The sequence below is a fragment of the Vibrio sp. STUT-A16 genome, assembly GCF_026000495.1.
GTDB lineage: Bacteria > Pseudomonadota > Gammaproteobacteria > Enterobacterales > Vibrionaceae > Vibrio > Vibrio diabolicus.
In genome coordinates this window covers 1,575,079-1,588,280 of the sequence record NZ_AP026765.1, presented here as the reverse complement: position 1 = coordinate 1,588,280, position 13,202 = coordinate 1,575,079, and the positions used below count along the sequence as shown (strand labels likewise).

The following is a 13,202-nucleotide window of genomic DNA, read 5'->3' as shown; positions in this document are numbered from 1 at the left end:
TACCACCTTAATCACTTAAACTAACGCATAGTGAAAATGCCACGCGTTGCGAATCCCTCTTGAACAGTTTGTTATACGATGCCTCACAGCAAGCGCTGAAACTGACCGTTTTTAGCTTTGAAGCCCAGTTTGTTAAACAAAGCTTGAGACCTAAAGTTACCCTCATCAATATCGGCAGACAATTTTTCAATGCCCAAAGATTTAGCATGAGAGAATAATAAACTAAGAGCTTCCGACATATACCCTTGTCGCCAGTACGATGAATTTAGTAAGCACCCGACCTCACAGGAATCACCGCTATCACTAAAGCTATGTAAGCCGCAGGTTCCAATAACTTTGCTTGTCGCTTGCTCCATAACAGCCCATTCAAACGATTCACCTGATTTCTCTAGTCGGACGACGCTTTCTAGCATCTGAACTACCATATCTTCCGATGTGAAAACTGGGTCTGAAGCAAATTCCATTGTTTGAATGTCACCATAAATTTCAAACAAATCATCAGAATCATTCGTTTGAATTGACCTCAAAACAATTCTACTTCCGTGTAAATCAGGCTTCATTTTTCTCCTTAATCGTATAACGCCCTGCTAAGGGGTGAGCAACGCAATACCGAAGCCACCGCACACCGCCTTAATCACTAAAATTAACGCATAGTAAAAATGCCACGCGTTGTGAATCCCTCTTGAGCAGTTTGTTAGTTTGCAAACCCAAGGAGTTGATTTTACGTTATTTTAAATTTTGAAAACAACAAACCATATGTGCTTTGATGCAATTAAGTCAGGCGTTGTCTCAAAGCGGCTACTTAATGAAACCACTTGGAACAAACAACGTCGCAGAAAACGAGCTCACAACACCAAAAAGTGTTTTTGGAAAACCAATCTCACAATGCGGACTTTCAACAAAGTCACTGAAACCACGTGAACTTTCCACACCAGAGAAAACGCCATTTCAGCGAGTAAAGCGGCTTTTGTACCAACAAACTCAACGAGCAGAGTTTCAGCAAACAAATTCAACTCAGTTAACCCAAAAGTCACCGCACCAAAGAACACACCAACCGTTGAAACGATGCCAATTTTGGATTTTCACCACGCTAGTTAACCCTGAAATTGAAAGCCAATACGACAACTTAGACTTTGAGCTTTTACCACTAGATCTTGCGATATAGCTGCGTTTTTCCTCTTGCAAACTAACGCCCTGTTAAGGGGTGAGCAACGCTAACCACCCAACCTAAACATTTGCACCGTAAACACTTTTACCAAATTTAGCATTAAACCGCCAAGCGTTGGGAATCCCTCTTGAACAGTTTGTTAGTTACCAGACCCAAGGCTTTGATTTGAAGTTTATGAGCACTTTGCCAACACGACCTTTACGTATTTTGGAAAACTCAAATCAGGCGCAGTTTCAAAGCGACTGTCACTGAAACCACTTGGAACTCAAAACGCCGTAGAAAACGGACTAACAACACCGAAAAGCTCATTTGAAAAATGACAATATCACAGAGCTGACTCTCAACAAGTGAATCGGCTTCTGAAACAGAAAAACCAAACCACACAAGAAACCAATGATCGATTTTCACAAACCCAAATAACTAGAAATTGAAATACGAAAATCTAGCCCAAAACACATAGATGTTACCCTAAATATTCTGCTGTAAGTGGTATTTTTCCCGTTGGCAACTAACGCCCTGCTAAGGGGTGAGCAACGCAATACCGAAGCCGCCGCATACCACCTTAATTACTTAAACCAACGCATAGTGAAAATGCTACGCGTTGCGAATCCCTCTTGAGCAGTTTGTTAGTTTGCAAACCCAAAGCGTTGATTTTACGTTGCTTTAAACTTTGCAAACCATAAACTCTATGTATTTTGATGCAATTAAGTCAGGCGCAGTCTCAAAGCGGCTATTCAATGAAACCACGTGGAACAAACAACGCCGCAGAAAACGAACTCACAACACCAAAAAGTGCTTTTGGAAAACCAATCTCACAATGCGGACTTTCAACAAAGTTACTGAAACCAAGTGAACTTTCCACACCAGAGAAGACGCCATTTCAGCGAGTAAATCGGCTTTTGTACCAACAAACTCAACGAGCAGAGTTTCAGCAAAAAAGTTCAACTCAGTTAACCCAAAAGTCGCCGCACCAAAGAACAAATCAACCGTTGAAACAATGCCAATTTTGGGTTTTCACCACGCTAGTTAACACTGAAATTGAATGCCGATATGACAATTTGGACTTTGAGCTTTTACCACTAGATCTTGCGATATAGCTGCGTTTTTCTCTTGCAAACTAACGCCCTGTTAAGGGGTGAACAACGCAATACCGATGCCGCCGCATACCACCTTAATCACTTAAATCAACGCATAGTGAAAATGCCACGCGTTGTGAATCCCTCTTGAACAGTTTGTTATATGCGTGCTGGCCCCCATCACCACACATACAACTTAAAGTAAACCAAGAAAGATGCTATGAGAATAAGACCACACCAAGCGAAAAATACGAAGGCTTTCGCCTCAGTTTCTGCTTCTTCCATATCGGGAAGTAACGCCATGAAATAGCATCCGATTGGAACTAATTCGTACATTTTGCCTGCATATTGGTTATTCATGCCTAAGAAAGGTGGAACATACAAATACAGAGCTGAATGGCTGACAAAAAAGATAGTAACTAAAATTCTATTCCAACCTATCTCTTCGCCTTCTTGGTACAGCTTAAATAACAAGTAGATAGCACCCAATATTGCTAGTATCAAAAACATCCTGTTCAGAAACCCCTAAAGCATATAACGCCGCATTAAGGAGTGAACAACGCCACCACCTAACCTAAAGCATTGTGCCGTAAACACTTAACCTAATTCAAACCAAAACTGCCAAGCGTTGTGAATCCCTCTTGAATGCCTTGTTAGTTGCCAAACCTAAAGCTTTAATTTGAAGTCGATTGCCGTTTTGCCAACACTAGTTTTATGTGCTTTGAAAAACTCAGTTCAGGCTCAGTTTCAAAGCGCCTGTGACTGAAACCACTTGGAACAAACAGCGCCGTAGAATATAGCCTAACAACACCAAAAAGCTCATTTGAAAAGACAATGCCACAAAGCTGACTTTCAACAAGTAAATCGGCTTCTGAAACGACAAAACCAAAACCACACTAATAAACATCCAACGCAACTTCAGCAAACTTACACCTAAACACAGAATCAGGCAAAAACAGCACAGACCATTAGCCCTAAATGCTCTGCTTTAGCTGCGTTTTTCGCCTTGGCAACTAACGCCCAATTAAGGTGTGAGGCACGCAATACCGAAGCTTCTGCATAACACCTTAATCACTAAAGCCAACGCATAGTAAAAATGCCACGCGTGCCGAATCACTCTTAAATTGTTTGTTAAGCAGCTTTGGCCAATTGCTCTTTGAACGGTATTAATAAGTTAGCTGCATTTTCAATAGCAAAATCTGCCGCATCTCTGTCTACTGTTACCCCATGAGCAGCTTGATTACCCAACTTTATAAAATCCTGTATACCGCCAGCAGTACGCTTTGATATTACACCGTCAGCAACAAGTTGACTCATTGCCTTTGATAGTGGAATTGGTCTAGTTGAATCTCCAAGAGTAGCGCGGACTGCTTTTTCTATTTCAATTCGAATCGCAACTAATGCTAGGTTTGGGTCATGAGAAGAAACCACTTGTAAATACTCGTACGCATCGCTACCTGAGGACGATGTTTCTGTTCCACTCGATACTTGTTCTACAGCACTTTTAACATCTTTCAGTTCGATTTTAACACCACCGGGTAATTCTAACGTTTTTAAGTAAGGAAATACCCATGGTAAAGAGGCTAAGACAATTAATACGATTGCAATCGCATCAATTGTAACGGCATCCCAGAATATGTGCATGCCCGCTAACGCTACAAACAACAAGCTAATCAAGACTGCGTAAATTTTCATATTTCTCCTTGCTGCTTAACGCCCAGTTAAGGGGTGAAGCACGCAATGACCAAGCATCTGCATGGCACTTCAACACCGAAATAAACGCATACCGAAAATGCCACGCGTGCTGAATCCCTCTTGAACTGTTTGTTAGGTTTCTGTTTTTGGCGAACTTTGAACTTGTAGAAAGCTACTGAATACGTTTTTTCGGGTGACACCCTTCGGGTTAGATATAAAAGGGATTATCATTTTTGCCTTAGATAATACTTTTACATTCCAAAGTGTATCCCCTATAAACAAAAATGATATTGAACCGTCTTTCTGAAGGGTTAGCTCTTGTAAATACCCCGTTGAATAAGCACTACCTATATACAAGTAGTCAACTAACCTTGCATTAAGATCAAATAAATATATTCTAAGTGTCTCTTCATTAAGGATGTCATCAGTGATGAAGATAACGTAATTGTTATCAAATTTTATGCCGTATTCTACTTGCGCGCCTTTGACAAAGGAATTCGCAAGTTTGCCTTCAATAGCCAGTAATATCTTCTCAGAGATGTATTCGCTACCTTCCTCAACGTCACGTATTTCTATTTTCTCTTTTGATAACAATTCCATATCAACTACCACGCGATACTAACTCCAAATGCGGCCAATGTGCCACCTATAAAAGCCCCCACGCTTACACATACTGGGGCTCCCGGACCGCACGCTAAACCTGCAATAGCCCCTCCAGCAATACCTCCTCCGACACCTGCACCTGCAACCACAGCCTCACGGCCAGCTGTCTCAAGTTTATTTTCAGAGGTAGCGATGGTGTATACAGAAAGGCCAAGAGATAAAACAAGCAAACCACGCCCTGCATTTGAAATATTTTTCATTAGCCTATTTACATCTGGATTAGACTTACCAGATGACTTTACGACTTCCGAATACACTCTGTTCTTTTGTTCGGCAGTAAGATCGTTGAAGTGCTTATTAAGGTAAATCTGGTTTGTTTTTTTCGCGACCAGTTCATTTAGCGTCCTACCTTTACTTTTCAATTGCTGAGCATATGCGTTTCCGACGGGAGTACTTTTACCTCTTACAATCTCCATAATTACATTTCGGGTTTCATTCGCCTTTTTTGCAGCTTCCTTCCAACTAATTTTCCCTTGCTTTACTTCTAACTTTAATTCTTCAGAGAAGCTCTTTATTTGTCTCGAGTAAAGCTGTCTAGCTTCAGCATCTACCACCATGTGTAGACCAACATTCACTGCTTGCGCTTCTAAAGCTTGAATCGCAGCCTCAAACTCTCTTTTGTCCTGAATATTTTGCATATTGAAGTCCCTATCATAGTAACCCCAACAATATGCAACTACACATCAAAGATTGTAAAGAGACGAACATGAGACTTCTTACGTTTTTTTGATGTTGGCTTGAAACCTAACGCCGCGTTAAGGGGTGCAGGCACGCAATACATAAGTTTCCGCAAAGCACCTTAAACACCAAACCAAACGCAAACTAAAAATGCCACGCGTGCCAAATCCCTCTTAAACGCTTTGTTATGTTTGGGGCTCAAACTGAGCATATATCCCGATTTTTTACTGAGTTTTCATAAGACTATAGTTAAGCCCACTTATTACATAGATTACCTATTCGTCGTTTTCTTATACCCGAGTATTACATCGTAAATCTTAAAAACTATACAATAGCTAAAATATTGTACTGGCCATAATTCTAGCCCTAAAATGCTTGTTGGATAATTCGCTAAATCCCTAAGCTTCAAATATAAAACGGCAGGCCACCAGATAATTCCCGCAACTATCATTTCAAACCTGTAATACCACTTGAGCTCTATAGCTCCATCACTAGCCATCCCTGCATGAAGGAAAAGAAAATACCCCAGAACCGAAAGAAAAGTAATCAAAGCCACTCGCTTTATCCAAATCACGCATTTCCTCCGAAAACATAACGCCTTGTTAAGGGGTGAGCAACGCAATACCGAAGCCGCCGCATACCACCTTAAACACATAAACCAACGCATAGTAAAAATGCCACGCGTTGCGAATCCCTCTTGAACAATTTGTTATGTGCGTGCTTCACCATTAACTGAACTAAAGTATTCTGCTAATGCTTTGGCTCTAGACTTTGCTATATACAATCCTATTGGCTGGCATAACACAATAGCCAAAATGAAAAAGCTTAGAGCGACATTTCCGTAGACAAAACCTATTACCACATTAATAGAAAGACCTACCATCACTACGATATATCGCCAGTATTCCATTTTTAGTTCGTAAGTATTTAGCTCAGTATCGTGAGTTATTGATACTGGAAAAGAGAATAGAGAAAGATAAACAAAAATGTTCTTGTTACGCATTTTTGCTTTAAAACCGCGTTTTAGTAACTCTTCTAATAACTTACTCATTCGAAATCCTTTTAGAACCTTTTAGCACATAACGCCGCATTAAGGTGTGAACAACGCGACCACCTAACTTAAAGCATTGTGCCATAAACACAAAATTAGAAGTAGAACCAAAAGTACCAAGCGTTGAGGATCACTCTTAAATGCTTTGTTATGGCGCTGAACTTGAAGTTAATTGCTGAACGTCAATTAGGTCAACTTCCCTGCACAATATTCGCTTATATGCTACTAACGTGTGAATAGGAATAACCTGTAATTCAATGCCTTGGTAGGTCTTGGTTACTGACTTTGAGAAGTCGATTTCAAGCTGATGCCACGAACCATCCACTGAAGATTGGATCTTGGTATGCTGAGCCAAGCCTATTTCAATTTTTTGGTCTCGGTAAATTAGCTGAAAATACTCTAAGTCCCAGCCATATTCCGAATAATGAGTTAGTGGTTTAGACACGTACTGCGAAGCTAGAGCTAATATTTTGGCTGCATCAGAATTTTCGATATAGAGATCGATGTCTGCAACTTCACGATTGCCACCATGAATTGTAGCCGCCAAGCCACCGACTATTTGATACTCGATATTCTCCGATTCCAAAAGATCTTTGAGCCAATTTAAGGCTACTTTTACTTTCTTGCTCATATTGCTCCTTCAGCCGATTCTGTCCCTGCGCCATAACGCCGCATTAAGGTGTGAGCAACGCTTTCACAAAACTTGACCATACCACCTTAAACACGAAACCTAACGATGGAATGAAAAATGCCAAGCGTTGGGAATCACTCTTAAATGCTTTGTTAGCTTTTGTACGCTACGATGTCAGCATTTTCTAGTTGATATCTTTGTAACAACACCATCGCCCTTCCAGAAACTAAGAGTAGCCCATCATTTGTTACGCTAAAATCGTCTTTACCGATGGTTCCGGATACTTGGAGCCACGAAAAACGAGGTAAAGTACACTCTGGATACAATTCTTCAAATACGTCAGAAATAGATATTTCAGCCACTTCCAGATTGTATCCTGACAACTGCGATGAACTTAAGGCCGTTGCTAAACGTTCAGTGACTAAAAAGCATGGAAATGAAGTCAATAAATCATCACCTAACCACCCATCAAACTGAAAATGCAGCTTTTCTATTATCGGTGGATGCAAATCGAAATTTGCCAAAGTATTTTCACCCAAGCTCCCAGGAACTTCTGGTTCGATCAAATATTGACTCACTTTATTCTCCTAAAGAAAGCTAACGCCGCGTTAAGTAGTGAGCAACGCAAACCACCAGACTTAAGGCATTGTTCCGTAAACACTAAATTCAAAGCAAACCGAAAATGCCGAGCGTTGGGAATCTGCCTTAAACGCTTTGTTAGCACACATTTGTAAGGGGATAATTATTTCAATTTCTCAAATCTGCTATTTGCTAGTGCTGACAATTGAACGCTGTCGATTCTCAATGAGAACTTTTCTAACTTTGATGTGTCTAGTAATTGGCATCCCATACTAACTCTCAGCTTGCTATCCTTTGACAACAGCCCATCATCTACTTCCATGAGCTTGCCAAACACTTTCTCTTCTCTTGTTTGAGCAACAAAATTGTACTTTTCAGTTAACGCTTGAGAATAACCTCGATAAAGAGCGAGACACTTTTCACGTGTCAGGCTTGTTCTGTCTGCTAGTACCGAATAAACCAATTGTTCTTCCAGCAAGATCTGCAATCGAACTGTATCAAAGTGCGATTCTTCGTCTGTCGACTGATCGTATTTAATAACTCGAGTGGGATAAGAAAAATCAAGTTTTAGTTCGTTACTATCAACCGTAGATTCGACTAAGGCAAGTAAAGGAATACTATTGACTACATCTGCTTCCATTATCTCGCTTTCATCGCTACAGGATGCACAAAAGAGAACTAGAGAGGCTATTCCTGCATTTCGAAATTTCATCTAATGTCCTTGATTCCACCGAGTGTGTGCTAACGCCGCGTTAAGGGGCTGACAACGCTACCGCCGAAGCGGATATTACCGCCCTAAACACTTAAACCAATTATGAACTGAGAGCGCCTCGCGTTGGAAGTCCCTCTTGAACGCCTTGTTAGGTTTGTGATGTCCACTTCATTAGATGATAACTTTCCGCACCATTGTCCAGAGTTTCGGCAATTGTAAAACCCTGAGATAAATAGAACTCAATGGCATTGTCATTTTGACTAAGACACTTGAGGCTTAATCTTCGATACCTTTGTTTGGCGAGATCTAGCAGTTTTAACCCAACACCGCCACGTAAGTTACGAGGACTCACAAACAGATGGTGAATGAAGTTTTCAGGTACCCAAATTGAGACAAAACCGATGACTTTGTTTGACTCAATTGCTACCCAAATACTTTCACCCTCTGTATCCCGCTCAAAGTCTGACAAGTCAAATTCAACTGTATCCAACCATGTAAAAGTTGCTAGTCGTGATTCTAGATATAGTTTCTTTACAGCATTTATATGATGAGATTGAAGTCTTATTATTTCCATGAAGTTACCAACAAACCTAACGCCGCATTAAGGTGTGAGCAGCGCTTGGCTATACTTGAGCGAAGCGAAACTGCCAAGCGTTGCGAATCACTCTTAAATGCTTTGTTAACCCTATTTTACGCCACTGACTTTATGCGTTTTTTACATTGCGCAACTGCGTCTAAGCACTGATCTTTTTGTTTGTTTAATGCACTAACTCTACTAGCGTAGCTAGATAACAAGTTTTCCAAATGTTGCTTTCCATCAGCCTTTGAAATATTGAGTTCAGCTATGTAGATCTCTTTACGCAATTGAATAGCATCACTTCTATAAATATCAATTAACGAAGAGGTATCTAGCTCACCCAAAGCTCTTAAAATAAAGGCAGCTTTATGAGCATGTTTAAAGCTTGCGAAAACACCATCTGTTGCTTCATCTACTTTAATTTTGAAGCTACCATCAATAGCCTCGTCTTGTTTCAATCTTAACAAGCTTTTTTCTTTCATCGAAAGGTAAAGGTCTACCGAATTGCAAAATTCAAACAGACAATCAACTGCCTCGTATAACTTTTCAACTTCTTTTTCTATGACTTTTTCATTAGTTACTTGGTTAGAATGATTTTTGAAGAAGAAGTAACTCATACCAACTGCAAGTAAAGTAACAGCACTTGAAACGACCAAAGTTACATAGTCAAAAATACTTTTTTCCGTTGCCGCTTCAACTAGCTTAAGAAGCTGATCATATGTTAAATGTTCCATATTCCTCCAATAGGGTTAACGCCCTGCTAAGGGGTGAGCAACGCAATACTGAAGCCGCTGCATACCACCTTAATCACTAAAATCAACGCATAGTAAAAATGCCACGCGTTGTGAATCCCTCTTGAGCAGCTTGTTAGTACGCTGCCATTAAAGCCTGTGGAACTTGCCAAAGTACTGAAATGTCGCACGAAAACCAGATTATAACGCGAAAGCCACATGGACAACTGCCAATCTTAAACCACATCTTAAGACGCGAGTTGGCAAGAAGAAAAACATGTAAAACATACTGGTTTTCAACGCCTTTGAATTTGCAAAGAATACTGACTTCAGATTTACGCAGCGATACCAAAGAAATGCTCGTTTGACCAAAATCTCACAACAACAAAGAAGCAACACCCATGAAATTGCTGATAACGTTAGAAACCGTAAACGACGTTGCCGACGCGATCACTGAACATCTAGTGCCACCGGAGCGAACGTGAAAGGCACATTTGGACCGCTGTAAAGCAGAGCAAAGAAACCAATAAACACCAAAATTTACAAGCTACTTTGCCTATCTCGTACTAACGCCCTGTTAAGGTGTGAGCAACGCAATACCGATGCCTCCGCATACCACCTTAAACACTAAACGCAACGCATAGTGAAAATGCCACGCGTTGCGAATCACTCTTAAACAGTTTGTTATATTCTGGTGATAATTAAAGAGGTTACTCCTCTATTTTAAACAGTAGTTTGTCCCCTTGGTACAAACGATATTCTCGAATGTTTGGAACCAATCTTTTGTCTCCCATTACGACATTTGAATGCCATATTGGATTTTCAACACCAAGTTCCTCAGCTAATTTAAAGCCTTTAGACTTGAGTACTTCAGCACTATCTGAGACACATAAAGGTTGAGTACGTCCCACTTGAGTCAACTTCATCACGCTTCCTTATCTGCATACATACGATCATCAAAATCACTATCGATTTAAACATGTATAGATAAACAGTACAATGACAATGACTGTATGTATTGACAGTACCACAATGATAGGAATATAACGCCCTGTTAAGGTGTGAGCAACGCAATACCGAAGCCGCCGCATACCGCCTTAACCACTAAAACCAACGCATAGTAAAAATGCCACGCGTTGCGAATCACTCTTAAACAGTTTGTTATGTGCTCGTTTTCGAACAATAAAGACACCTGCTTTAGTATACAGTGCTGATTTTACACCCAGCTAAGCCACTAGTATAATACGCCAAGCAATTTTGCTAACAATCAGCTTATAGAGGTGACATATATGAGCATTAAACGTGGACCAAAACCTAAAGCGATATCTACTGGAAAAACAGACCAGAGACGTCGTGTTACTCCAGAAAACAAGTCCAAACATCCAAGTTTGAAAACACACAACCATAAGTAACCTAATGAGAAAGCCCTTATTAAGGGCTTTAAGATTCTAGTTTTGATAACTGATTTTCGAGATCTGCGATTTCAGACTGTAGAGAGCTCACAAAGACTTTTGAGACTTCCGCGATAGAGCTTTTGTTATACTTACCTCTGTTCCAAACAGTACTTTCAGACTGCGCTTTGAGAAGTTGCGCCTCTTTACTTTCAATCTTTTCCAACAACTCTTCTTTAGTCATTTAAATGTCTCAATGCGATTAAGTTTGTAATTGTAGATATGGAGATAATTTACTTAAAATCAATAGGTAACAGGACAGAAGAGCACATAACGCCCAATTAAGGGGTGAACAACGCTACCACCTAACCTTAAAGCATTGTGCCATAAACACTAAATTTGAAGTAGAAGCAAAAATGCCGAGCGTTGTGAATCCCTCTTAAATTGCTTGTTATGTGACTAGCGCCTTTGATAGGCAAATTGACCGTTTTACACCAACGTATTTTCCATATGCACCTGACTCTGAATAAGAGTTACGTTTGTAGAAATCCACCGCTTTTAAGTTAATTCTACGTGTAGAAAGTACGGCTTTTTTATAACCTTTTCAACTGCATAACATTCTAGTTGTTTGAGTAAATAACCACCTGCGCCAGGTTTGTTTGAGTACATTCGCTTTAATTCACAGACTTCATTTTGATGGTGCCTAAAAACCCCACACGCTACAGCAACTTTGTTTAGGTAGACCACAATACATCCATCTTTCGACGAATCGAAAGCATCAGCTGAAAACGAGCTTTCACCAGAATCATTAGTGACCTGGCTAAGTGATGAGTTCAATTCAGCCACAAGTGACTGAAAATCAATATTGTTTGGTTCTACTTTCTTGTGTTCGAATCTCATACCTGTCACATAACGCCGCGTTAAGGTGTGAGTAACGCAATGCCGGAGTTCCTGCATTGCACCTTAAGCACCAAAACCAACGCAAACTAAAAATGCCAAGCGTTACGAATCACTCTTAAACGCTTTGTTATGCGAATTTTTCGACTCTGCTGACTGAATAGTTGTGTTAATGAGCTCTTCAAAAAGTTCTAACTGCCCAGCTGGAATTAATTGATTCTGAATAGTTTTTCGTTTACCTGAGTCAAAAAGCCGCTCTGCCACCCAACCAATGAGATAAATCAGCGAAAGACAACCTCCGGCAGTGGCTATGTTACCTTCTACTACTAGAGGCAGATCCTGAACGTCTCCTCCCATCTTTTGTAGAACACTTTTAGCATCTGGATTGGTTGTCAATGGCTTACCTTTTAGTAAACCGAGCTCATGAAGGATGAATGAACCAGCACAAATCGAGCCAATTAGCTGTTTGTTTGGGTCAAGGCTAAACGCTGACATAAATTCAGCATCTTTCATCGCTGCTGGAATACCACGTTTACCACTAGTGATAAGAACGACATCTTGGTTCGCCACCTCTGAAATATGTCCGTCAGTTCTAACTTTCATGCCAAGGTGTGAAAGATGCTCAGGTTTAGTTCCCAGTATGCTGACCGTCCAACTATCGGTTGTCCTCCCAAGCAAATCATACATAAGGAAAAAGTCTACATCTGTGAAATCATCAAATATAACAACGCCAACTTTGTACATAAATTTCTATTCCTTTCACTGACCTCATGAATCGCATAACGCCGCGTTAAGTAGTGAGCAACGCCTGCCACCTAACCAAAACCATTGCACCGTAAACACCAAGGCTGCCTTAAACTGGAAATGCCAAGCGTTGGGAATCTGTCTTAAACGCTTTGTTAGCACACAATTCTAATGGATGCCGTAAATCTTATTGATAACGCCTGCTAGCTTTAGCTCTTGAGCAACCTTTTTTTGGAGAGATGTAACTGATTTCGTGATATCTCGACCCAACAGCAAACGATCATAACCGTGTGTATGCAGTAATATCGAATCACTCGAATGAGAAGGGCCCGCTTGATTAACCATATGTGTTATTAACTCAGGTGCTGTTGCCGATGGTGGTGCTGGCCAAAGGTCATCTTCTCGCCTTTTTGCTAAAACCCAAAGCGCCACGATTACGCTTTGTTCCTTTGTATACTTATTCATTTATCTCTTCCTTGTTTGTATGGTGTGCTAACGCCAAATTAAGGTGTGAACAACGCTGACACCTTAGCCAAACCATTGTGCCATAAACACTAAACTCACTTGAAGTGACAGCGCCACGCGTTGTGAATCACTCTTAAATTTATT

The 13,202-nt window shown here is 40.5% G+C and carries 18 protein-coding genes and 2 pseudogenes; 2 read left to right on the top strand and 18 right to left on the bottom strand.

Annotated elements, in window-relative coordinates; translation table 11 throughout:
* Positions 1 to 83: 83 nt before the first annotated feature.
* A complete protein-coding gene (locus OO778_RS07590) occupies positions 84 to 560 on the bottom strand; it encodes a GNAT family N-acetyltransferase (RefSeq protein ID WP_057619450.1) in 477 nt (158 codons plus the stop codon).
* 206 nt (positions 561 to 766) lie between these two features.
* Between OO778_RS07590 and OO778_RS07580 the strand changes: the two genes are divergently transcribed.
* Entirely contained in the window at positions 767 to 1,165 is a 399-nt protein-coding gene (locus OO778_RS07580; RefSeq protein WP_192943638.1) for a hypothetical protein, read from the top strand.
* Between the two features lie 1,259 nt (positions 1,166 to 2,424).
* Here OO778_RS07580 and OO778_RS07570 read toward each other — a convergent pair.
* The 13 genes and pseudogenes from OO778_RS07570 to OO778_RS07490 form a co-directional block, all read right to left on the bottom strand.
* Complete coding sequence (locus OO778_RS07570; protein ID WP_074190749.1) at positions 2,425 to 2,754, bottom strand: hypothetical protein; 330 nt, start codon at positions 2,752 to 2,754, stop codon at positions 2,425 to 2,427.
* Between the two features lie 621 nt (positions 2,755 to 3,375).
* Complete coding sequence (locus OO778_RS07560; RefSeq protein ID WP_104969519.1) at positions 3,376 to 3,939, bottom strand: DUF4145 domain-containing protein; 564 nt, start codon at positions 3,937 to 3,939, stop codon at positions 3,376 to 3,378.
* A gap of 26 nt (positions 3,940 to 3,965) precedes the next feature.
* A pseudogene (locus OO778_RS07555) lies at positions 3,966 to 4,073 on the bottom strand (DUF3265 domain-containing protein); the annotation flags it as partial.
* Complete coding sequence (locus tag OO778_RS07550) at positions 4,072 to 4,539, bottom strand: hypothetical protein (protein WP_146107134.1); 468 nt, start codon at positions 4,537 to 4,539, stop codon at positions 4,072 to 4,074. The pseudogene OO778_RS07555 and the gene OO778_RS07550, both read right to left, overlap by 2 nt.
* A 5-nt stretch (positions 4,540 to 4,544) precedes the next feature.
* Positions 4,545 to 5,240 (bottom strand): hypothetical protein, encoded by a 696-nt coding sequence (locus OO778_RS07545; protein ID WP_074190745.1) that lies wholly within the window; start codon positions 5,238 to 5,240, stop codon positions 4,545 to 4,547.
* A 688-nt stretch (positions 5,241 to 5,928) separates the two neighbouring features.
* Positions 5,929 to 6,009 (bottom strand): annotated as a pseudogene (locus OO778_RS25070) (DUF3265 domain-containing protein); the annotation flags it as partial.
* On the bottom strand, positions 5,990 to 6,331 hold the full coding sequence (locus OO778_RS07530; protein WP_074190744.1) for a hypothetical protein: 342 nt from the start codon (positions 6,329 to 6,331) through the stop codon (positions 5,990 to 5,992). The pseudogene OO778_RS25070 and the gene OO778_RS07530, both read right to left, overlap by 20 nt.
* 148 nt (positions 6,332 to 6,479) lie before the next feature.
* A complete protein-coding gene (locus OO778_RS07525) occupies positions 6,480 to 6,962 on the bottom strand; it encodes a MazG-related protein (RefSeq protein ID WP_074190743.1) in 483 nt (160 codons plus the stop codon).
* A gap of 152 nt (positions 6,963 to 7,114) precedes the next feature.
* Complete coding sequence (locus OO778_RS07520) at positions 7,115 to 7,540, bottom strand: hypothetical protein (RefSeq protein ID WP_074190742.1); 426 nt, start codon at positions 7,538 to 7,540, stop codon at positions 7,115 to 7,117.
* A 164-nt stretch (positions 7,541 to 7,704) separates the two neighbouring features.
* Positions 7,705 to 8,253, bottom strand: a complete 549-nt coding sequence (locus OO778_RS07515; RefSeq protein ID WP_025502382.1) for a hypothetical protein — start codon at positions 8,251 to 8,253, stop codon at positions 7,705 to 7,707.
* A gap of 148 nt (positions 8,254 to 8,401) precedes the next feature.
* Positions 8,402 to 8,827: a GNAT family N-acetyltransferase gene (locus tag OO778_RS07510; RefSeq protein ID WP_264911232.1), complete on the bottom strand. Its 426-nt coding sequence runs from the start codon at positions 8,825 to 8,827 to the stop codon at positions 8,402 to 8,404.
* A gap of 116 nt (positions 8,828 to 8,943) precedes the next feature.
* Positions 8,944 to 9,564 carry a hypothetical protein gene (locus OO778_RS07505; protein WP_264911231.1) on the bottom strand — a complete coding sequence of 207 codons (621 nt, stop codon included), beginning with the start codon at positions 9,562 to 9,564 and terminating at the stop codon, positions 8,944 to 8,946.
* A 707-nt stretch (positions 9,565 to 10,271) separates the two neighbouring features.
* The gene (locus tag OO778_RS07490) at positions 10,272 to 10,487 is read right to left on the bottom strand and encodes a hypothetical protein (RefSeq protein ID WP_009696791.1); all 216 of its coding nucleotides are present in this window, start codon (positions 10,485 to 10,487) and stop codon (positions 10,272 to 10,274) included.
* Positions 10,488 to 10,850: 363 nt separating this feature from the next.
* Between OO778_RS07490 and OO778_RS07480 the strand changes: the two genes are divergently transcribed.
* Positions 10,851 to 10,973 carry a hypothetical protein gene (locus OO778_RS07480; protein WP_263856996.1) on the top strand — a complete coding sequence of 41 codons (123 nt, stop codon included), beginning with the start codon at positions 10,851 to 10,853 and terminating at the stop codon, positions 10,971 to 10,973.
* A 28-nt stretch (positions 10,974 to 11,001) separates the two neighbouring features.
* On the opposite strand, the gene OO778_RS07475 is transcribed toward OO778_RS07480, so the two are convergent.
* The 4 genes from OO778_RS07475 to OO778_RS07460 form a co-directional block, all read right to left on the bottom strand.
* Positions 11,002 to 11,196, bottom strand: coding sequence for a hypothetical protein (locus tag OO778_RS07475; protein WP_264911227.1), 195 nt, complete (start codon positions 11,194 to 11,196; stop codon positions 11,002 to 11,004).
* A 314-nt stretch (positions 11,197 to 11,510) separates the two neighbouring features.
* Positions 11,511 to 11,852, bottom strand: coding sequence for a hypothetical protein (locus OO778_RS07470; protein WP_264911226.1), 342 nt, complete (start codon positions 11,850 to 11,852; stop codon positions 11,511 to 11,513).
* A 102-nt stretch (positions 11,853 to 11,954) separates the two neighbouring features.
* Positions 11,955 to 12,593, bottom strand: coding sequence for a DJ-1/PfpI family protein (locus tag OO778_RS07465; protein ID WP_264911224.1), 639 nt, complete (start codon positions 12,591 to 12,593; stop codon positions 11,955 to 11,957).
* A gap of 168 nt (positions 12,594 to 12,761) precedes the next feature.
* Positions 12,762 to 13,058 carry a hypothetical protein gene (locus OO778_RS07460; RefSeq protein WP_264911222.1) on the bottom strand — a complete coding sequence of 99 codons (297 nt, stop codon included), beginning with the start codon at positions 13,056 to 13,058 and terminating at the stop codon, positions 12,762 to 12,764.
* Positions 13,059 to 13,202: the final 144 nt, after the last annotated feature.